Raw genomic sequence first — 19,794 nt, 5'->3', positions numbered from 1 at the left:
AAACCCAAAAACGGCTATCATCAATAAAATTTTGATAATAGCCGTTTTTTTACTTATTATTTAATAAATCTTTAAGTTTATCTTTGTCAATCGATATATTTTGGGTAGCCATCTTATTTTCAAATGTTGCCTCTTCAACTACCTCTTTTCTAAGTATAGACACTGTCTTCGGGGCATCAAGTCCTAATTTTACTCTTCCATCTGATATTTCTGATATTTTTATCTCTATTTTATCTCCACTGCCCGTATTTATCAGAATTGCCTCCCCGACCTTTCTTTTCAAGACAAGCATTACTTCTCCTCCTTGCCGAAGAACTCATATCTTATAGGGTATGAATCATCAAGGATTATTTGCATTCCTTTATTGTTCGACTTATTGAATACTATAGGAGCTTGAAGATTGGTTCTGATTTTGGTTATATCCTCAGGTATAACCACAACCGTCTTTATTACAACATCTTCTTCAGATTTTATATCCAAAGCCTTTAAAACACTATCCGGTACGTCAAAACTGTAATCCTGCTTTATTAAAAACGGATCCATAACGGCAAATGCGACCAACTCATCTATTGCCTGTAAATACTCAACGAATATATCATCTTCTTTTATAAGAATAAATCTGTTGAGCTCTTCATATCCGAGCATACCGTCTTTCAATGTCAGTATATCTTCGTCCTTTACTTCAAGCTCTCCATAATAATTTGTATTTATTTTCATAACTCCCCCTCATCAAAGTTAGAAGTCTACATATCCATATTTTCAAAAGGTCTAAGACTTTCATCTATTTGCTTGAATTCCACTTCCAATTCTTTATATACACTTTTTAAGTCCTCTATCATAACTATATCGCCAATATGTTTATCACAATAATTCTGTGCTATTGATAAAGAATGTAAATAACCTTTAAGTTGATCTCTTCTTTGCAATACTTCTTTTATAAGCATTTGTTCAGCCTCCTGAATATAAATTTTATTTATATTAATTATATTACAAACTGTTAGAAATTACAAACAAAAAGTAAAATCTCTATCTCAAAAAGTCTACAAGAGACGGTTGTATTATCTTAGCTGTAACGGACAGTGATGCCCTATATACATATTGAGCCACCATCATCTTCATAGAAGTTTCGTTATAATCCGTATCTCTTGTATCCGACAATAATTCACTATAGTTCAGTTTTATATCTTCAGTTCTCTCCATCATAAGATTATACATATTCGTTCTTCCGCCACCTATGCCTTGAATTTTTTGAGTATTTTTGGCGTGATAATCAATTACGTCAAGCATTCTTGACAGTCCTTTTGAATTACCTTCATCCATAAACTTCATAAGCCTGTCCATCATTTCAAAAAACGGCATTTTCTCGCGAGTAGGTTCTTCATATACGGCTTTATCAGGCATATATTCTACATCCGAATTTATAGAAGACGGTTTATTATTATCAGTCTCTACAGTCACGGAAACATCCTGATTTACGGAAACTTTTACTTTCTTAGTTGCACTGTCATATGATATGTTTATCATTTTTTTGTCAAGTGGAGGGTTGATCTGTGATAATTTTTCTTCTATTTTAGCTTTTATATCATCAGCTATCTGCTTTTGTATCTCATCATCGGTATAAGTTCCGCTACCGTCAGGTTTTTCCCTTTTATATGTCTTATTTATAGTAAGATCATTTATTTCTATATTAGGCAATATTTTGTTTGTAGTGGCATTTCCGTTTTCATCTTTTTTATATCTTTGTACGTTCATTTTAAGATTCATATATACATGAGTATCATATTTTGAACGTTCTAATGGAGATATTGTTCCGGGAGGCATAGGATTCGGAGCCGGTATATCTATATCCATTGAATTTTTTCCATCAGGAACCGGTGTTTTCATAGTATCGTCAAATTTAGTTTGAGTCAATGTTCCCGCAGTATTTGTTATCTCCATTTTCATATTGCCGTCTGTCATCAACATTATTTTTCCGTTTTTCACTTCCACTTTTATCTTGCTCGCATCAAGAGGAGGTTTGTGAGAGGCAGCTTTTTCACTGATAGTTTCCTGTAAATCTTTAGCTATCTCTCTTAATATATCATCCGGATTTTTATTACTGCCGTCATCATTTTTGCCTGAATATTTTTTAACAAGAGATATTTTGCCAAGATCAAACGGCTGAGGAGGATAATTCGGATCACTGAAAGCCAAATGACCTGGTGTTCCCGGTGTAGGAGGTGTTGCAGGATTTACTCCAGGATTTGATATAAGCACATCTCCGCCTGATTGTCCATAACGATGATATTGTGTAAGTTTCAAATTAAAATCGAAATTTACAAGAGAATCCGCTCCTGCAGTAGGTGTAGTAACATTAAAATCCGTTTCCTTAGTCACAGGATTGCTGGCAGAATTTACATTCGGAGTATATGTTTGTGTTGCAGGAGACGCAGCTGTTATATTTGTCGCACCTGTTGTATTGGTAAGTTTTACTCCGTACTCTCTGTTTACTGCAAGTCTTGGTTGCTTTGTTGCAGGATCAACAGTAACTCTCACTGTATCCTCAGGTAAACCGTGCTTCATAAGCTGTGCATTTATCTGTGTTTGTAAATCAGCAGCTATAAGTTTTGCAACTTCCTCGTCGCTTTTTCCTGTTTTATCATATTCTTTTGACAATGATATATTTTTAAGTTCTATTTTAGGTGTCTTAGGACTTGTATTTATGATATCTCCATTAGAATCCTTATTATATTCTGTCAATTCCATATCAAAATTAAAATGTGCTCTTACAGTATTACCGCTGTAATTTAATGGACCTGATGTAACTCCAAGCTCGGTATTTTTATTTATAGATGGCTGTACAGAAGTCTCTTTTGTTTTTTGTATTTCTTTTAAAGTCAATTTACCGGCTTGTATTTTTCCGGCATAATCTCTATCCGTAACCATTGAAATTTTTCCGTCATCATTTACGAACTGTACGGATTGTTCAAGTTCTTTTCTAAATTTTTCTTCTTTATCAGGATCTGACGGGTACATTTCTTTAGCTTTTTTTGCTATTTGAGCTCTAAGAGATTTATTCAAGTCTTCAACAATTGCATTTACGTCACCTTTTTTATAACTGCCGTAAAAACTCACTTCTCCTAAATCTATTTCACCGCCGTCTTTAACGCCAAGTTTTGTTTCTTTTTCATACTTTTCTTCTATTTCGTTATTTTTCTTGTCTTCATCGGCAGCTCCTGACGGTGTATTGAGATTAGTCTTATTTTTTTCATAATAAGCATCGGATTTTTTATATTTTTGCAATTTTACATTCATTTTTGCGCCTAATACAGACTGCGGTTCATCAGTAAAAGGTACGGCTTTTTTTGCTCTTGTCTTGGTAGTAAAATGTTCATTCCCGAATACTTCCACTCCTGTAAAGTTAATATCCGTTTTTTGCCCTACACCTATATTGTAGTTTATTTTTTCATATTTAAGTCCTGCCAAGTCAAGATCTTGATTATATGAGCCGTCTTCATTCACAAATTTTTTATTAGTTTTATATCCCGAAAACTGATATCTCCCCATATAATCGTCATTAGCCAATTCCGTTGCCGCTTTTTTCAATTGCTTTATTTCCTGCATTATTTTTTGTTTGTCTTCTTGAGTTTTTTCTCCTGACGCGGCTTGTACGGTAAGCTCTCTTACTCTTTTTATTATATCGGACAATGTATTCAAGGTAACATCCGTCTTTGACGTCCATGAATGTGCCGCCTGCAAGTCCTGCTTATATGTTTCGTTTACTCTTAATTCCGTCATAAGACGCATTGCTCTTGCTACTCTTAGAGGATCATCCGACGGTCTGTGGAGATTTGTCCTTGAAGACATATCATTACTGTAATCGTTCATTCTTTGTAAATTAAGATTTTGATCCAATAATGTTCTGGCTATTTGCATCGACTGTGTTATTCTTATCATATGCCTATCCTTTCTACATCTATAAACCTACTCTACCCATTCTGTTTATTATTACATCTATCATTTCATCTATTGTTGTTATCATTCTTGCTGACGCATTATAAGCGTGCTGATATTTAACCATATTTGTAAGTTCTTCATTTTCACTGACTCCGGAAACCGACATTCTGTTCATATCAGCTTGTAAAGCTAAAGTTGTTTGGCTTGAATATGTATCCTTCGCCTCTTTCGCATCTACTCCTAATACTGAAGTTATCATTGATTTTATTATATCTTCAGGATTTCCTTTTCCAAGGTCTAATGTCTTAAATTTACCGTTTACGTTTTGTTTTATAGTTAACCTCAACTCACCGTTTCTGATATCGAATAAATCTTGAAAATTCTTAGTATTACTCTCTGATGAGTTTGAACCGATAGCAAGCTTATTTATAGCATTTACTATATCGTGGTTTACAGTTATATTTCTTGCATCTATTTGATCCGATGTACCTGATACCGTAAATAAATCAAGTCCTTTATCTCCGTTTGCATCCACACCTTGTTTGTGTATTCTGTTAGCTTCTGCGGCAAATGACTTTACAAATTCGTTTAATGCCCTTACATAATACGGCACTCCTTTAATACTGTTACCCATTGACGGATCTCCGAAACTGTCTCTTTGTTGCAACAATGAGCCTAATCTTCCGCCTACTGTATTCATATCCAATTTTCTGTGGTCAGGCCATGTAAGCTGAGTAATTTTTACATTTTTTAAATCTTCACTTGGAGGTATATTATTTTTTTGAGAAGTTTCATATAACGGATGATGTTGATTGGACGTAGTTTTTATATCTACAGATTTATCATGATCTACCAACAATGTACCGTCCATTTCGAGTTGAATTTTCTCTATTTTTTCTCCCGCTTTATTGGTAAAAACAGTTTTATTAACTCTTATATTTGCCATTTCAGAAAGTTCATCCAAAAGTATGTTTCTTTTATCCCTGAGGTCGTTAGCTTTTCCTCCTTCAGATTCAGCCTCCAATATGCTTTTATTAAGTGCGGCTATTTGTCTTGTCTTTGTATTTATCTGTGTTACTAATGAATTTATCTCTTCATCCGTATCAGATATCAACCGCTCAAAATTTTGTATAGCTCTATTCACATATCTTGTAAATGTGAGAGCCGTCTGTACGAAGTTAGCTTTTGCGGTAGGATCATCCGAATGTTTTATAACGTCATCTATAGATTTGAATAGATTGTTCAAAGCCTTTGTAAGTCCCTCGCCGTTAGGTTCTCCAAATATGTCTTCAACTTGTTTTAGCGATATGTTTTTTTCTGACCAATAACCTTTTTTAGTCATTTCAGAACGATATTTTATATCCAACAGCTCATCTCTTATTTGTTGTATATGTTGCATTGTTACACCTGTACCGAGCCATTTGCCGTTGTCCACTTTGGTAGGGTTTGATGTAACTTGTGTAGCCCTTTGTCTTGTATATCCCGGTGTATTTTCATTAGCTATATTATGTCCTATTACATCCAATGCTCTTTGTGCCGCAAACAATCCCGAAATTGCCGTACCGAAACCGGAAAAAGTTGATCTCATAATAAACTCCCTTTATTTTAAATTTTTAATACTTTATATCAAAGTATGAATCCTGTTCATTGTTACCATGTATTTTTTTGTTAAATTTTGTATTTTTATAAGTATTTGGTACTCTGTCTCCTCTTATAAGATTATTAGCTATCTCTATCTGTTCTAAAACAAACGCAATCATATCCTGATTTATATTGTTTTTTTCTTGCAGTATCTCAAGATTGTATTTCAATTCTTCAGACAAAAGTGCCAAAGATACGGACATATCTACCGATAATTCACCTATAACCTGACTTATATGAGTTATCTTTTTGTTTTTCTCTTTTTCAAGTTTTTTTATATATACGTCTCTCTTTTTCTCAAGCTGTATAATCTCTCTTGCAAATTGTTCTTCTTTATTTGTCAAATCCATTAAAGAGTCGGTATTATTATTTTTTATAGCTTCAAACTTAAAATCTGCCGTTCTTATCAGCTCTTTTGTAAGTTCCGATTGCCTTTTAAATGTTTGCAATATATCTTCGTATTCTTGATTATTCATAATTACCTCGCAAATTTATAAGTTTGTTACAAAAAATAGCCCTCATTTTTATGGAGAGGGTTATTTATGATGTTTATAAATATTAATAATTCACTTCGCCTAACAACATAGCTCCTGCCACTTTTACCGAATCCACCACATATGTTCCCTTTTTTATTTCATTTTTTATGTGTTCCACTTTTTCTTTCCTTACCGGTTCTACGCTTTTAAGTTTTTCCATTGCAGTCGCAAAATCTTTTCCCGTTTGTGATATTTCTATATCAAAATTTTTATTAATTCCATAATTACTGTTTTTTTTGGTTACTTTTTTATAGTTGTTATATAATCCGCTCACCGGAGATGTGTTATTTATCTTCATAGCAATTCCTCCTTAATTTATATAACTTATATCGCCATTTTGACCAAAAACTTAATAATTTTTTATATTAATTAATATAAATTTATCTAAATTTTACAATAAAAGCAAAAAATCTATAAGTCGGTATAAATAAACTGACTTATAGATTTTTCAATTAATCTCTTGAATAATATCCTATCTTTTTATCCATATCTCGTTTCAAATCTTCTCCTGCAAGTTTCAGTTCTTTTGCAAACTCCAATTTCTTGCACGCTTCACATAATCTGCCTGATCTTATTGATTTCCCACATTTTTTACATCTTAAAAGACTGTTTTCTTCTTCTACAACTTCCAGTCTTTCTTCTCTTAACAACTTGAATATTATTTTTTCATCTACTCCCGTTGCCTCTGAAACATCCTTTATATCGGCTCCAGGATGCGAATACAGATACTCTCTTACTATCTTAAAATCGTCATCCACTTTTTTTTCCATACATCTTTTGCAAAGGCTCTCTCCTTGTTTTGATGCAAAACTTCTCCCACATTCAACACAGTTTTTTAATTCCATTTTTCATCAGTCCTTTTAAATTCATATTTAAATTAATAAATTATGTATTTTTAGTTATCAGAAAAAATATATATTTTTTTATAATTTATTAAAAAATTTTTCAATATAAATACAAAATATCTTCAATTTATAATTTTGTAAACAAACTATTCTATGTTTATGAAATATATTTTATACGTTGTTATAAGTAATTGTCAAGCATAATATCAAATTTATTTTAATGATGCCCTTGATAAAAATATAATTTTTATTCTTACGGTTTTATTTTTATTTTTTATAGATTTACAAAGATTTAATGCTGTTGCGCCTGTAGTTAGTATATCATCTACTATTAACAAGGTTTTATCTGACAGCTTTTCATCATATTCGCTTTCAAATGCGTCTTTCATCTCCTCATTTCTCTCTTTCAGATGAAGAGCATACATATCTTTTGTTTCTTTTATTCTTTTTGATACTGATATTTGTGTTTTTTTTGTAAATTTGCTCAAATGTTTTACTATCAAATCCACTTGATTATATCCTCGTTGCATAAGTCTTTTTTTGTGTATCGGAACTGATGATATAAAATCAAAATCTATATTATTTTTGCATATAAGAGTGTGTAATATGCTTGCAAAATACCTTGCCAAGTACGTCTTTTGAGAATATTTTATCTTGTGGATGAGATTTTTCATAACTTCATCATATATCGTAGCTATTTTTATGTCATCTATATATTTGCTTTTCAACAATTCTATAACTTCTTTATCATAGCTGACATTTTTATCATACAAAAATTTTATATTCTCATGACAATTATTACACAAAGATAGTGTATTTTGTCTGCTTATAGGTTTATCACAATTTATACAATATATATTTTTAGGAAATATCAGCTCCATATCTCACCTTTATGATATATTTTTAGTTTTAATATAGATATGTTTCAGTCCAGCATCTTGTAATCTTTAAACATTTTCAACTTCTGCATAAGCGTTGAATTTCGTTTTTCTTCGTATATATTCTCTACCATTTTTTTAATATTAGAATTATTAGATATTATTATGAGCAATTTTTTTGCTCTTGTTATAGCTGTATATAGTATCTTTCTTGTCATAAGCATAGGAGCAACCGAATGTATAGGCAATATCACACAAGGATATTCCGAGCCTTGTGATTTATGCACTGTAAGTGCGAAGGAATGTTCCAATTCGTCCAATTCGTCAAAATCATAAGTCGCTTTTTTCCCGTCATCAAAATTTACTGTTAAAAACTTTTCTCTCAAATTCACACTTTCTATTGTTCCGGTATCTCCGTTAAAAATTCCGCTACCTTCTTCTTTTTCACTTATCCATTGTTTTTCATAATTATTTTTTATATGAATCACTCTGTCATTTTCTCTATATATTTTAAATTGTGTCTTATATTCATTTTTTACAGGTTCTTTAGGGTTTAATGCTTCTTGAAGTAATTTATTCAAATTTTGCGTACCTATTTCTCTTTTTTTCATCGGTGTTATTATTTGAATGTCTTTAGACGTTACATCATAATATTTCGGTAAACGCTCTGTAGTAAGTTCCACTATAAGTTTTTCAATAGAGTTTTTATCATTTCTGTTCATTATAAAGAAGTCATTATCTTTATCATTTGTAAGTGGCATTTTACCTTCATTTATCCTATGTGCATTGACTATTATATGACTTTTCATAGCTTGTCTGAAAATCTTGTTGAGTTTTATACAAGGTATTATTTCGCAGTTTATTATATCTTTCAATACATTGCCTGCTCCCACTGAAGGCAACTGATCTTTATCTCCGACAAGTATCAGATGTGTACCGTTTTTTATAGCCAGTAAAAGACTTTGCATAAGCAATATATCTACCATAGAGGTTTCATCTACTATAATAACATCTGCTTTTATAGGTTCATCTTCATTTTTCAAAAAATGCTCCTGCATATCATCACTGCTGTAATTCATTTCAAGCAATCTGTGTATTGTGCTTGCATCTTTATTGGTAGCTTGAGCCATACGTTTTGACGCCTTACCTGTGGGCGCACACAGTTTTACTTTTTTCCCTATTCTTTCAAATATTTCTATTATAAACGAAAGTGTAGTAGTCTTTCCGGTACCCGGTCCTCCCGTTATTATCAATATGTTATTGTTTACAGCCATTTTTACACTTTGTATCTGTTCCTGAGAAAAATCTATATTGCTGTATTTTATTTGCTCTTGTATCAATTCATCCAATTTTTTTTCATCTATTTTTTTGTCCTGATATGTTGCAAGTTCTATGAGTTTTGATGCCACAGTAGTTTCTGCAAATGCATATCTGTACAGAAAAATCTTCATATCATCTTTTTCTATACCGTCGATTATTATTTGCTTTTTTGCATATAAATCGTAGGCTATTGATAATATCTCATCTTCATCATCAAAATCTATAAGCTCTTTCATGTCACTTTTTAACTTAAAAAACGTAGTATATGTATGTCCTTCATATGTAGATTGAGTAAGCGAATAAATTATCGCTTGTATCTTTCTTTCGGTAGAATCAAGGGCTACTCCCATTTTTTTTGCAATTTCATCAGCTTTTTTAAATCCGATTCCTTTTATGTCATCACAAAGCCTATATGGGTTGTTGGAGAGTATCTTCAGAGTATTTTCATTGTATGTGTTATATATTTTTATGCTTAAAGTCGTGGATAAATCATATTTTGCAAGTTGTATTATTATATTTTTCAACATCATTTTTTCATTGTATGATGTGATTATTTTGTCCAATTTTTTACTGCCTATACCCTCTATTTCGAGCAATCTCTCCGGTGTTTTTTCTATTATATCCAAAGTTTTATCACCGAAAACCTGCATTATTCGCCTTGCAAATTTTTCTCCTATTCCGTCTATAACCCCTGATGATAAAAATTCATATATTCCCTGCTCATCGTCAGGTTTTAACGGAATAAACGAATTTGCTTTGAATTGTTCTCCATATATTCTATGTGTTATATATTCGCCTGTTATTTCTATATTATCCCCTATATCAGCACCTGCAAGCGGACCTGTAACTACAACTTCACTTTTATCACCAAGTCTTACAGTTGCAACTGTATATTCACCGTCAAATGAAGTATATCTTATATCTATTACCTTTCCGGATATTTTTCCCTCCAACTCATACCCTCCTTTCTCGACTATGTGATTTTATAATTTTATTCTATAATAAAAAGTGGTAAAAATCAATAAAAAATTACATTTCATATATTATGCAATATTCTAAAACCATAATACGGATAACTTTTTTTATACGAAAATATTGCAAAAAACACTTTTAATAAAACGTAAACAAATATATAAAAAAGTATGGTAAACGGCATTATGCTACAATTAAAAAAATATACCACTTATACCGTCATAAATTTATTTTAACTGAAAAAAATTAATGTTGTTTAAAAGAATTATAAATCTTAAAGTTCCAATTATAATATTGAAGTTTTAAACAAAACTTGCTATAATACATCATATATTCAATTTATTAATACACAAATTTTAAAAATACGACATCCGTTGTAAATACATATTTTTTTGAAATCATAGCAGCATAAATTTTATTTTATTAGGAGGATAATATGGGATTATTCGGATTTGGAAAGAAAAAAGAAAAAGTTGAACTGAAAGCTGTTGTTGACGGAATAATAAAAGATTTGAAAAATGTTGAAGATGAAGTATTTTCAAAAGGATTTTTAGGAGAAGGTCTTGCAATAGTTCCTAAATCCAATAATTTTTATGCACCTGTAAGCGGTGAATTATCATCAGTTTTCCCAACAGGACACGCATTCGGTATCAAGACTGATGACGGTGCGGAAGTGCTTATCCATATAGGTATAGATACCGTACAAATGAACGGCGACGGATTTGATTTAAAAGTTGAACAAGGCCAAAAAATAAAAGCCGGAAATTTATTGGTAATATGCGATATAGATAATATAAAAAATAAAGGATACAAAACTGATACCATATTAATAATAACAAACAGTGATGATTTCCCGTCAGAACAATTGGTAACTGAAGGCAGCGAAGTAAAAGCGAATGAAGTTTCTGTAATTTCATTTAAATAGGCTATACAATATCTGTTGGAGGAAACTTCAGCAGATATTATTTTTTTGAAAAAAAAGATACTGTCTTTTGACAATATCTCTATCTTGATACGTTGTTATATTTTTTATATTCCTTATAGCTTGTGTATTTATGCTTATATGTCGTAGACGAATCGGTTCCATCTTTATAAGATACACTGTTTTTTCTTAAAGTCTGTTTTTGTGTATTTCTTTGTCCATTTTTTTGTATGCGATTCATATTTACAGATGTCTTTTTTCTATTGTCATGCACATGCCGTTTTTCTACTATATTATCAGAGAGATGTATATCATCTTCCACTGCAAGCGCCACATTCGAAAAAAATACTCTATATACATTGATAAATACACCCATTAACAGAATCATCAACGATATCAACAAAAACCATGATATCCACTCTTGCAAAATATACACCTCCTTTAAAATTTAATACAATTCTCATTTTTTAATTTTATCAGGTAATACTGAACACTATTATAAATATAAAATATAAATATAAAATTTTCATATATTAACTATTTTAAAAAATATAATTTTTCAGCTATATATTATAACAGTTTTAATCAGTGTTCAGTATAACACAGTACAAATTTTCTATAAGTTTGTAAAAAACATAATCAAATCTCAAATTTCTCTTAACTGTTTTTGTATTATCTCATAAAAAAAAATTTTTTTCAAGTATAATTTTTAATCTTTATAGTAAAAATTTATTATTTAAGTTGTTATATTTTTTACATTTTTTATAACTATTGATATAGTTCCATTATCATCCGGCACAAATTCTATCTTTGAATCATCACCGTAATAATCTATAGGTACATTTATTTCTATACCTGTTTCTGTTGTTATCTTCTGCCTTTGGAACTTTGTTTTGAGCAGCCTTTCAGGTACTTCTATTTTTTCTCTTCTTTGTATTCCTGATTTTTCCAATGTATTTTCATATATCTTTTTGAGTTGCTCAGTTTCTCCAAATGCTTTTTCCATAACGGAATCTACGCTTATAACACCTTCATCAAGAACTGTATCTTTCACGGCTTTTTTTATCTTCGCCTTTTTTTCTATATCATCGCCTATATACTTGTCTTCGAGATTTTTTGTAACTTTATTGAATATATCCAATTTTTCTTTTTCCGAACGGCTTGTTTGCAAAAGCAATATATTATCTTGTAATATATTGCTTTTTTCTGCATTTATCTCATACTTTTTATCTACCAATGCTATATCAAAACTTATCAGGTTTATTATAAAACCTTCATCAGCCTTATGCTTATTTGTAGTAAATAATGATGATTTCTGTGATATATAGATATTATTTGTGTCATTTAGTTTATCAACTTGTGATACGAGCATAGTTTTGTGATTATACTTAAATATTCCTAAATATGGCTGTTTTTCCATCTCAAAAAGCACTATTATCAAATCTCCGGATGGAACCGGTACATTGTCTGTAATTATTTTAAAATACTCGTCTATAATATTCTTACTTTTAATCTTAAAATCTGATAAATTCTCGCTTAACTGCAATATATCTTTATATGCCTTACTACACTGCTCTTCATCTTCTATAAATCTTGCCCATTTCATATCTTTAGATGAATATAGATTGTATATGGTGTTTTCTATAAATGTTATTGTTATATCATCATCTTGTTCTACATCATAATTAGATATGAGTGGTGCATCCATATTGGAATTGAGTTCGCATAGATATGCACCTATTAATTCCATCTTTGAAAGTTCAAACATATTTATTATATCCTTATTTAATTTATAACTATATTAACAAACTTTTACTGTCCAACCGAACTTGTCTTCTATTTCTCCTCTTTGTATACCTGTCAACGTATCATAAAGATGTTTTGAAATTTCACCTATTTTATTATCATTTATAGTCATTACTTTATCTTTATATTTAAGTACACCAACAGGACTTATTACAGCTGCAGTGCCTGTACCGAACACTTCTTTCAATTCTCCGTTTTCATAAGCGTCTTCCACTTCTTGTATGGATATTCTTCTCTCGCTCACTTTTTTACCTTCTTTTTTTAGAAGTTCTACCATAGATTTTCTTGTTATACCATCCAATATACTTCCGTTTATTTCAGGTGTAACAACTTCATCTCCTATTACAAAAAATATATTCATAGCTCCAACTTCTTCAATATATTTTCTTTTCACTCCGTCTAACCACAATACCTGTGAATAATCGTTGTTATGTGCATTAACTTGTGATTTAAGGCTTACAGCATAATTTCCTCCTGTTTTAGCCATACCCATTCCGCCACGAACCGCACGCACATAATTATCTTCTACATATATTTTCACAGGATTAAGTCCGCTTGAATAATACACTCCGCTCGGACTTGTTATTATCATAAATTTATATTGTGTACTTGAATTCGCACCGAGTTGCGGTTCAGTAGCAATAATGAAAGGTCTTATATACAAACTTGTACCTTTTGAATGAGGCACAAATTTTTCATCTATTTGTATTAATTTTTTTAATGCCTCCAAACAAAATTCTTCATCAAGTTTAGGTATGCAAAGTCTGTCATCAGAAATGTTAAGTCTTTTAAAATTTTGCTGAGGTCTGAAAAGCAATATCTCATTTTTTTCAGTTCTATATGCCTTCAAACCTTCAAATGTAGTCTGTCCATAATGAAAACACATCGTAGACGGATATAAGCTTATAGGTGCATAAGGTACAATTCTCGGATCAAACCAACCTTTTTCCACAGTATAATCCATGACAAACATATGATCCGAAAATCTTTTTCCAAAACCGAGTATAGTCTCATCTTCAGGTAACTGCGCAGGATTTTCGGTAAGTTCAATTCTTATATTTTGCATAAATAATTACTCCTTTTTAATAAAACTTTCATAAATTAGGATTGAATAAAATATAATGCCAATAATATTGACACTCAATAAAAAACTTATTTACCGTTATAAATAATAATGTATCACTTAAATATTGAAATTTATTAAAACAGTTGAATCAATTATCATACAGATGTATAATTGTTTTATATTTATACATCTGTATACTTTTAAAATATCACCTATTTAAAAAATTAATATACCTCATCTAAAAAATATTTTCTAATTATACCACAAGAGATTTGTTTTAACAATAAACTGAAAAACAAATTATAATATATTATCTTTACTATTAATAAATTCGCAATATATTTGTAATTTAAACATTTATAATTGATTTTCACGATTTTTTATTACTGCTATAACTGATGATTTTTAATTTTATAAAGGTAAAATTTAAAAAAAAGCTGAACACTTATATCGAATAAAATATTGAAATTTATAAAAAACTCGTATATACTGTTTTTAACAATTTAAAAAAATAATTTTATTAGGAGCATTTTATGGAATTTAATATAGATATGTTTTTTATGTGTCTTTTCATATTTTTTGCAAGAATTTCCGATGTTACTTTTATGTCCATAAGAACAATATTGTTAACTAAGGGTATGTCAAAATTAGCCGCTTTTATGGGTTTTTTTGAAGTCACTATATATATAATTGTGCTTGGAAAAGTGGTAAACTCACTTGACAATCCGTTTTATCTCATATCCTATGCACTCGGATATGCGTCGGGAAATTTTATAGGCTCAAAAATAGAAAGCTTTTTAGCCTTCGGTGATGCACAGATGAGAATAGTATTGCCAAGTTCACAATACGATGTAGTAGACGACTTGAGAGGAATGGGTTACGGTGTTACTGTTTTCAGAGGAGAAGGCAAAGATGGCGAAAGAATAATGCTTATGATAAACTTGAAAAGAAAACAAATAGGTAATATATATGACTATATAAAAGCAAAGGAAATAAAAGCATTTGTATCTACCAACGATATAACTTCATATGCAGGAGGATACCATAACGTGAATAAAAAAAATGACCTGCTCAGAAAACTGAAAAGATAAATATCCACCGGCTTAGCCGGTGGATATTTATTTATCTTAAACACTATTACAAAATATAAAATTCCTGACCTTTATATATTTTCTCATTTACTGTCAATCACATATCTGTCTATTTTCATAAAATTCTATTTCACAAATTCCGAATGAAAATTTTTTAATACTGCCGCCAGTTCCGCTCTTGTAAGTTCTGATTTCGGCTCTAAGCTTGTACTTGTTCTTCCTTTTATAATATTATGTTTTACTGCCCATTTTATTGATATTTTCGACCAATCTCCGGCTTTTTCAAAGTCTTCATATTTTGACATATCTGTATCCGTATCAGAATTATATCCTTTGTATATTGCATATTGGTATAATATTTCAGTTAATTGTTCTCTTGTAATTGTGCTGTTTCCTCTAAATGTTTTATCAGGAAATCCTGCTACTATATCTTTATCAAATGTAAAGTTAAGAGATTGTTCATACCATACATTTTTTGCAACATCTGTAAAATTATGTTTTGCAGTCGTTTTTGGTGTCTTTTCAAGATTGTATATGATTTGACTTATCATAGCTCTTGATGTAGACATCATAGGTGCGAATTTGTTTTCTGATATGCCTGTCATATAACCGTTTTTTGATACGAAAATTACGCTGTCATAATACCAATCATCTTTGTTTACATCATCAAATTTTTTGATATCAGATTTTTTGTCATCTACCTTGTTTTCAGCCTTATTTTTCTCTTGTTTGTTGTCCTTTGTAATATCATTATTTTTCGGCGTTACGTCTCCTGATGTCTCTCCGCCACCGGACGATCCTCCACCTGATGAACCTCCGCCTTGTGATCCTCCACCTGATGAACCTCCACCTTGTGATCCTCCGCCTGATGATCCTCCAGGAATTGTTCCGCCACCTGATTTTTTAACTATATCAAATGTCAATGTTATCTCGCCTTTATAATCTCCTATACCTGTTACTATAGCTTTTGCTTTGTTTGTAGCTGTAGTCGGATTTATGTTATTTTGATATTCTACTATATAATCTTTATCTTTTGTAAGGGTTTTGTCGGCACTGTCTTTTACTGTTACACCGGCTTTTATTGGACTTCCTGTATATTCATATTGTGCTTTGTCCAATTTTGCCGTAAATCCTGTTATATCCGTTCTTTTTTTGATAGTCATCTTGCCTAAGGCACCTTTTATATCATCCGCAGGATCTGCATTATTACCTACAACCTCTACTGCACTGCCTATCTTAGCTATAGTCCAAAATTTATGGTCATTTGCCATTACGGATACAATATTAGTATTATAAGGAATATCAGGTAGACTTAGCACTTCATCTTGTATTTTAGTCTTAGATGGATCTACTACCACTATGCCGGCAGATGTGGCATCTGTTTGAAGTGTACTTGTATCATCTACCGTTAATTTACCGCCATATATATACACACCGTACTTGCAGGATACTTTTAGTGTAGAATTGTTTTTTACATTTATTGAGCCATTATATATATATGCACTTATTTGTTTTGAGCGTATATTTAACTTTGCTCCGTCTGTAACATTTATTTCTTTCAAAAATGTACCCTTAGTATTTGATGATTGAGTAATGTCAATATCAAGCAGTGTATCTTTGCCTTTTATATTTAAAAATCCGTCTTGCCCGCCTGAACCGCCACAAGCTACACGATCTTTTACATATACTTTTACACCGCCATCTATTGTTATAGTGTCATTATTTGCACTACCGCTTGGAAGATTGTTTAAATTTAATGTACCGTCTCCCGTTACTGTAAGATTAAGCGGATTTGTTCCGTCACTGCTGATTTGACCGTCTATTTTGCTGTTACCTACAGATTTTATTATTATTTTTTCGTCCTGAGGCAGAATTATTTGTTGAGTTTTATCTAAATAAACGCTGTCTAATGTCAGTATATAACTATTTGTAGCTGTATCTTTTTTCCAAGACAAACCTGGTGTTTCTCTATCCATCTTATCATCAATAAAGTTCAGATTAAATGATGAATCCACTGCATTTATTGCACTTCCGTCGTTATTATAATAGTGTAGCTTGTTATCTTTGTCCATTGTTACAATCTTGCCGTTTCCATGCATTTTCAGATAGATTGCTATTTCTTTTATTTTTTTATCCAAGTCTTTCTTTTCAAGCGGCTCTACCCTTATGAAAAATTTACCGTTGTTGATAATTGCAGCATTACCTGAAATAACATCTTTAATATCCCATTTCGTAAAAACTCCCCCAACAGTTGCATATAAGTTGCACCCAACAGTTTGTCCGTCCTTTATAGTAAGGGATGAGTTATCTTTGCTTTGAAGCTTTGTAAATGCAAATCCCCCAAAACCTAATGTGATTTTAGGATCATCACTTTGTACAAATATTTTTTCACCATTTTCATCATATCCTGCCATCTCGGCATTTCCATATACAGTCAGTATACATTTTGGAAAATCTGTAGGTGATGGAGAGTTTGGAAAAACAAACTTTCCTACTATCAATCCGTCATTTATCGTATAATTTTTTACATCTCCAAATACTAATATGTGTGCCGTTTCTATAAATGACGGCTTAAACTCACCGCCTGTAACTTCCAAATCTCTATACACTTGTATGGCACTTGTATCTTTTGCTGTTAAAAATTTCCCGCCTGTCATATTAAAATCAAATGTTAATATACTGTTTTCAACCTCATCATTAAACATTACATATCCGCCATTTTGACTATAAGATGCACAAGTCATTACAAAATTCTTACCGGTCTTATCGCATAAAGTTAAATTTTTTTGTGTTTCAAATCTATTTATTTCATCTATATCTCTATAGATTTTACCTCCATCTACTTTTATATATCCGTCTGTTTGTATACTTCTTGCTTTCTCGTGCTGTTTAGTGAATATATTCAGTGAGCCGTCCCCTGTAAATGTAATACCTCTATCTATATGAATATCAGGCATTGTGCCTGTCATAATATAATTATTAAATTGTTCAAGATAGATATTTTCTCCTTGTTTAAATACAATTTCGCCCTCTTCTTGACTATACAGTATATTTTTACCGATGAGCTTGATTGTGATTTTATCGTTTGGTAGAGTAATATTTGCGGCTCTGTAATAAATATTATTTAGTGTCAATTCCTTACTTTGAGGGTCATATAATATATATGCCTCTTTATCCTCTATAGCCAATGAGTCTGTATCATTAGGTATAAATTTTATTTTTTTGTTTTGATTAGCAAGATCTATACCTGTATATGAAAATTTGGCATAGGCTAATTCCATATCATCGCTGCCTATTAGAGTTTTATCTCCTCCTTGGTCTATTTTTATTATTCCCTTTCCTTCGTTTTTGACAAAATTTTTGATAGTATTAATTTCCTCTTCTGCACTTGTACCTGTAGACTCATATGCTTTAAACTCTACTATACCTTTGTTGATAAACTGTCCTGTTCCTGTCATAGTAGGCATTTTTCGAAGGTCAAATCTTAAATTTTTACCCTCCGCTACATTTATAGTGCCGTTATTTTCTATCTTAAAATCCATTTCGTTGTCAGGATTTACAAAATCTGCATAATTTGTGAAGTCTATTGTCCCCTTATTTTCAATATTAAAAGATTTCACATCATTCAGTTTTGCACCAGTAAATTCAAGATTTGCATTTTCAGGGACTATCAGCTTGTTTATTTTATTTTGCTCTGTTGTTAAATCAGTCAGTTTCCCATTTAATGCAACATTTCCATATACTGTATATGTTATATAGGTAGATCCGTCATACTCTCTTCCAATAAAGTTGCGTCTTCCATTACCTTGAATCTCTTCGCCGTGTGCAACAATTTTTGCATTAAATTCAGTACCGTCTTCTAATTTAAAAGTTTGATGAATGGCTATACCACCTTCTTTTGCTGTAAGTTTGGCACTGTCTTTAAGCTCTAAACCTGCTGTATATATAGCGATATTATTTTTATCCGCTCCCGATTTTGTAACAAATACATTTGATTTATCTAATATGTCCAAACTATGGCACTTAACTGTGTAAGCTTCGTTATCATCAGCATCGTTTGATATAAGATTAAGCTCGGAGCCGGACTCTCCTTTTATATAAATATTGAAGCCTTGTATTGCGTGTCCCTTTTGGCTTATTATTTCGTTTTTTCCTTTTGTTACAATATTTATCTCATTATAATTATCACCAAAATTAAGTGCTGTTCCTGTAGTGGTATTTATCGTAGCACCATCTAATATAAGTGTATTAGTGTCAGCCTTATAAGTGATACTACCATTACCTGCTTTATAAATTTTGTCTTGATTAGGCTTGCCACTCGAATAATCAAGCCCCCAATTTGTGATATCTTCTAATGCATGTGTATAAGAAAAATTGCCTACGTATACGCTTGTAAACAATAATACTAACGTGAGTATGTAAGCTATTTTCTTTTTTAAATTCTTACCTTTCAATATAAATTCTCCTTTCTGATATTAATTAGAGATATGCAAAACAAGAAAAAATATATTCATTAACACAATATACGTAAAAATAGCCATGTTATCATACTATATAACTATGAATAAATATAAAAACTACATTTTGCATACGTATAATATTAATAATTTTATTTAATAGAAATACATTATGGATAAGTTGTTATAAAAACTGTTATAATGTTTTTCAATTATGCTATGATAAATTAATGTAAAATTATGAATATATGTTAACCGATACTGATAACACATTTAAACTGACACACAAACAAAGCTGTATAATTATGATAATACTTTTTCATA

Annotated in this window: 16 protein-coding genes; 2 read left to right on the top strand and 14 right to left on the bottom strand. The window is 31.0% G+C overall.

Features of this window, described 5'->3' with window-relative positions:
• Positions 1-49 precede the first annotated feature (49 nt).
• From HMPREF9629_RS02510 to recD2, 10 genes are all read right to left on the bottom strand, one after another.
• Entirely contained in the window at positions 50-292 is a 243-nt protein-coding gene (locus tag HMPREF9629_RS02510) for a carbon storage regulator (RefSeq protein ID WP_009524753.1), read from the bottom strand.
• Entirely contained in the window at positions 292-717 is a 426-nt protein-coding gene (gene fliW / locus HMPREF9629_RS02505; protein ID WP_009524752.1) for a flagellar assembly protein FliW, read from the bottom strand. The genes HMPREF9629_RS02510 and fliW overlap by 1 nt, the downstream gene beginning before the upstream one ends.
• Positions 718-743: 26 nt before the next feature.
• A complete protein-coding gene (locus HMPREF9629_RS02500; protein WP_009524751.1) occupies positions 744-944 on the bottom strand; it encodes a hypothetical protein in 201 nt (66 codons plus the stop codon).
• Between the two features lie 82 nt (positions 945-1,026).
• Positions 1,027-3,936: a flagellin N-terminal helical domain-containing protein gene (locus HMPREF9629_RS02495; RefSeq protein WP_009524750.1), complete on the bottom strand. Its 2,910-nt coding sequence runs from the start codon at positions 3,934-3,936 to the stop codon at positions 1,027-1,029.
• A gap of 19 nt (positions 3,937-3,955) precedes the next feature.
• Positions 3,956-5,524, bottom strand: a complete 1,569-nt coding sequence (gene flgK / locus HMPREF9629_RS02490) for a flagellar hook-associated protein FlgK (protein WP_009524749.1) — start codon at positions 5,522-5,524, stop codon at positions 3,956-3,958.
• A gap of 25 nt (positions 5,525-5,549) precedes the next feature.
• On the bottom strand, positions 5,550-6,053 hold the full coding sequence (locus HMPREF9629_RS02485; protein WP_009524748.1) for a flagellar protein FlgN: 504 nt from the start codon (positions 6,051-6,053) through the stop codon (positions 5,550-5,552).
• Positions 6,054-6,135: 82 nt separating this feature from the next.
• Positions 6,136-6,411, bottom strand: coding sequence for a flagellar biosynthesis anti-sigma factor FlgM (gene flgM, locus HMPREF9629_RS02480; protein ID WP_009524747.1), 276 nt, complete (start codon positions 6,409-6,411; stop codon positions 6,136-6,138).
• A 154-nt stretch (positions 6,412-6,565) separates the two neighbouring features.
• Positions 6,566-6,958, bottom strand: a complete 393-nt coding sequence (locus HMPREF9629_RS02475; protein WP_009524746.1) for a flagellar protein — start codon at positions 6,956-6,958, stop codon at positions 6,566-6,568.
• A gap of 212 nt (positions 6,959-7,170) precedes the next feature.
• Positions 7,171-7,839: a ComF family protein gene (locus HMPREF9629_RS02470; protein WP_009524745.1), complete on the bottom strand. Its 669-nt coding sequence runs from the start codon at positions 7,837-7,839 to the stop codon at positions 7,171-7,173.
• A 44-nt stretch (positions 7,840-7,883) separates the two neighbouring features.
• A complete protein-coding gene (gene recD2 / locus HMPREF9629_RS02465; RefSeq protein ID WP_009524744.1) occupies positions 7,884-10,109 on the bottom strand; it encodes an SF1B family DNA helicase RecD2 in 2,226 nt (741 codons plus the stop codon).
• A gap of 455 nt (positions 10,110-10,564) precedes the next feature.
• Here recD2 and HMPREF9629_RS02460 point away from each other — a divergent pair, with 455 nt between their 5' ends.
• Positions 10,565-11,053 (top strand): PTS sugar transporter subunit IIA, encoded by a 489-nt coding sequence (locus HMPREF9629_RS02460; RefSeq protein ID WP_009524743.1) that lies wholly within the window; start codon positions 10,565-10,567, stop codon positions 11,051-11,053.
• 79 nt (positions 11,054-11,132) lie between these two features.
• Here the strand turns inward: HMPREF9629_RS02460 and HMPREF9629_RS02455 are convergent, their stop codons facing one another.
• The 3 genes from HMPREF9629_RS02455 to HMPREF9629_RS02445 all read right to left on the bottom strand — a co-directional run bounded on the left by HMPREF9629_RS02455 (position 11,133) and on the right by HMPREF9629_RS02445 (position 13,922).
• On the bottom strand, positions 11,133-11,486 hold the full coding sequence (locus HMPREF9629_RS02455; RefSeq protein WP_242821996.1) for a hypothetical protein: 354 nt from the start codon (positions 11,484-11,486) through the stop codon (positions 11,133-11,135).
• Between the two features lie 300 nt (positions 11,487-11,786).
• Complete coding sequence (locus HMPREF9629_RS02450; RefSeq protein WP_009524741.1) at positions 11,787-12,818, bottom strand: nucleoid-associated protein; 1,032 nt, start codon at positions 12,816-12,818, stop codon at positions 11,787-11,789.
• Positions 12,819-12,851: 33 nt separating this feature from the next.
• Positions 12,852-13,922 (bottom strand): branched-chain amino acid aminotransferase, encoded by a 1,071-nt coding sequence (locus HMPREF9629_RS02445; protein WP_009524740.1) that lies wholly within the window; start codon positions 13,920-13,922, stop codon positions 12,852-12,854.
• Between the two features lie 533 nt (positions 13,923-14,455).
• Between HMPREF9629_RS02445 and HMPREF9629_RS02440 the strand changes: the two genes are divergently transcribed.
• Positions 14,456-15,013, top strand: coding sequence for a DUF2179 domain-containing protein (locus HMPREF9629_RS02440; protein ID WP_009524739.1), 558 nt, complete (start codon positions 14,456-14,458; stop codon positions 15,011-15,013).
• 125 nt (positions 15,014-15,138) lie between these two features.
• On the opposite strand, the gene HMPREF9629_RS02435 is transcribed toward HMPREF9629_RS02440, so the two are convergent.
• Positions 15,139-19,467 (bottom strand): S-layer homology domain-containing protein, encoded by a 4,329-nt coding sequence (locus HMPREF9629_RS02435; RefSeq protein WP_009524738.1) that lies wholly within the window; start codon positions 19,465-19,467, stop codon positions 15,139-15,141.
• Positions 19,468-19,794: the final 327 nt, after the last annotated feature.

Source organism: Peptoanaerobacter stomatis (assembly GCF_000238115.1).
GTDB classification, from domain to species: domain Bacteria; phylum Bacillota; class Clostridia; order Peptostreptococcales; family Filifactoraceae; genus Peptoanaerobacter; species Peptoanaerobacter stomatis.
Note: the sequence above shows the minus strand (reverse complement) of the source record. Positions and strands in the feature narration are given on the sequence as shown.

What these genes read in the sequence shown, in the direction of transcription:
- HMPREF9629_RS02510 (WP_009524753.1), bottom strand. Translation starts at nt 292, where the DNA reads ATGCTTGTCTTGAAAAGAAAGGTCGGGGAGGCAATTCTGATAAATACG.
- fliW (WP_009524752.1), bottom strand. Translation starts at nt 717, where the DNA reads ATGAAAATAAATACAAATTATTATGGAGAGCTTGAAGTAAAGGACGAA.
- HMPREF9629_RS02500 (WP_009524751.1), bottom strand. Translation starts at nt 944, where the DNA reads ATGCTTATAAAAGAAGTATTGCAAAGAAGAGATCAACTTAAAGGTTAT.
- HMPREF9629_RS02495 (WP_009524750.1), bottom strand. Translation starts at nt 3,936, where the DNA reads ATGATAAGAATAACACAGTCGATGCAAATAGCCAGAACATTATTGGAT.
- flgK (WP_009524749.1), bottom strand. Translation starts at nt 5,524, where the DNA reads ATGAGATCAACTTTTTCCGGTTTCGGTACGGCAATTTCGGGATTGTTT.
- HMPREF9629_RS02485 (WP_009524748.1), bottom strand. Translation starts at nt 6,053, where the DNA reads ATGAATAATCAAGAATACGAAGATATATTGCAAACATTTAAAAGGCAA.
- flgM (WP_009524747.1), bottom strand. Translation starts at nt 6,411, where the DNA reads ATGAAGATAAATAACACATCTCCGGTGAGCGGATTATATAACAACTAT.
- HMPREF9629_RS02475 (WP_009524746.1), bottom strand. Translation starts at nt 6,958, where the DNA reads ATGGAATTAAAAAACTGTGTTGAATGTGGGAGAAGTTTTGCATCAAAA.
- HMPREF9629_RS02470 (WP_009524745.1), bottom strand. Translation starts at nt 7,839, where the DNA reads ATGGAGCTGATATTTCCTAAAAATATATATTGTATAAATTGTGATAAA.
- HMPREF9629_RS02460 (WP_009524743.1), top strand. Translation starts at nt 10,565, where the DNA reads ATGGGATTATTCGGATTTGGAAAGAAAAAAGAAAAAGTTGAACTGAAA.
- HMPREF9629_RS02450 (WP_009524741.1), bottom strand. Translation starts at nt 12,818, where the DNA reads ATGTTTGAACTTTCAAAGATGGAATTAATAGGTGCATATCTATGCGAA.
- HMPREF9629_RS02445 (WP_009524740.1), bottom strand. Translation starts at nt 13,922, where the DNA reads ATGCAAAATATAAGAATTGAACTTACCGAAAATCCTGCGCAGTTACCT.
- HMPREF9629_RS02440 (WP_009524739.1), top strand. Translation starts at nt 14,456, where the DNA reads ATGGAATTTAATATAGATATGTTTTTTATGTGTCTTTTCATATTTTTT.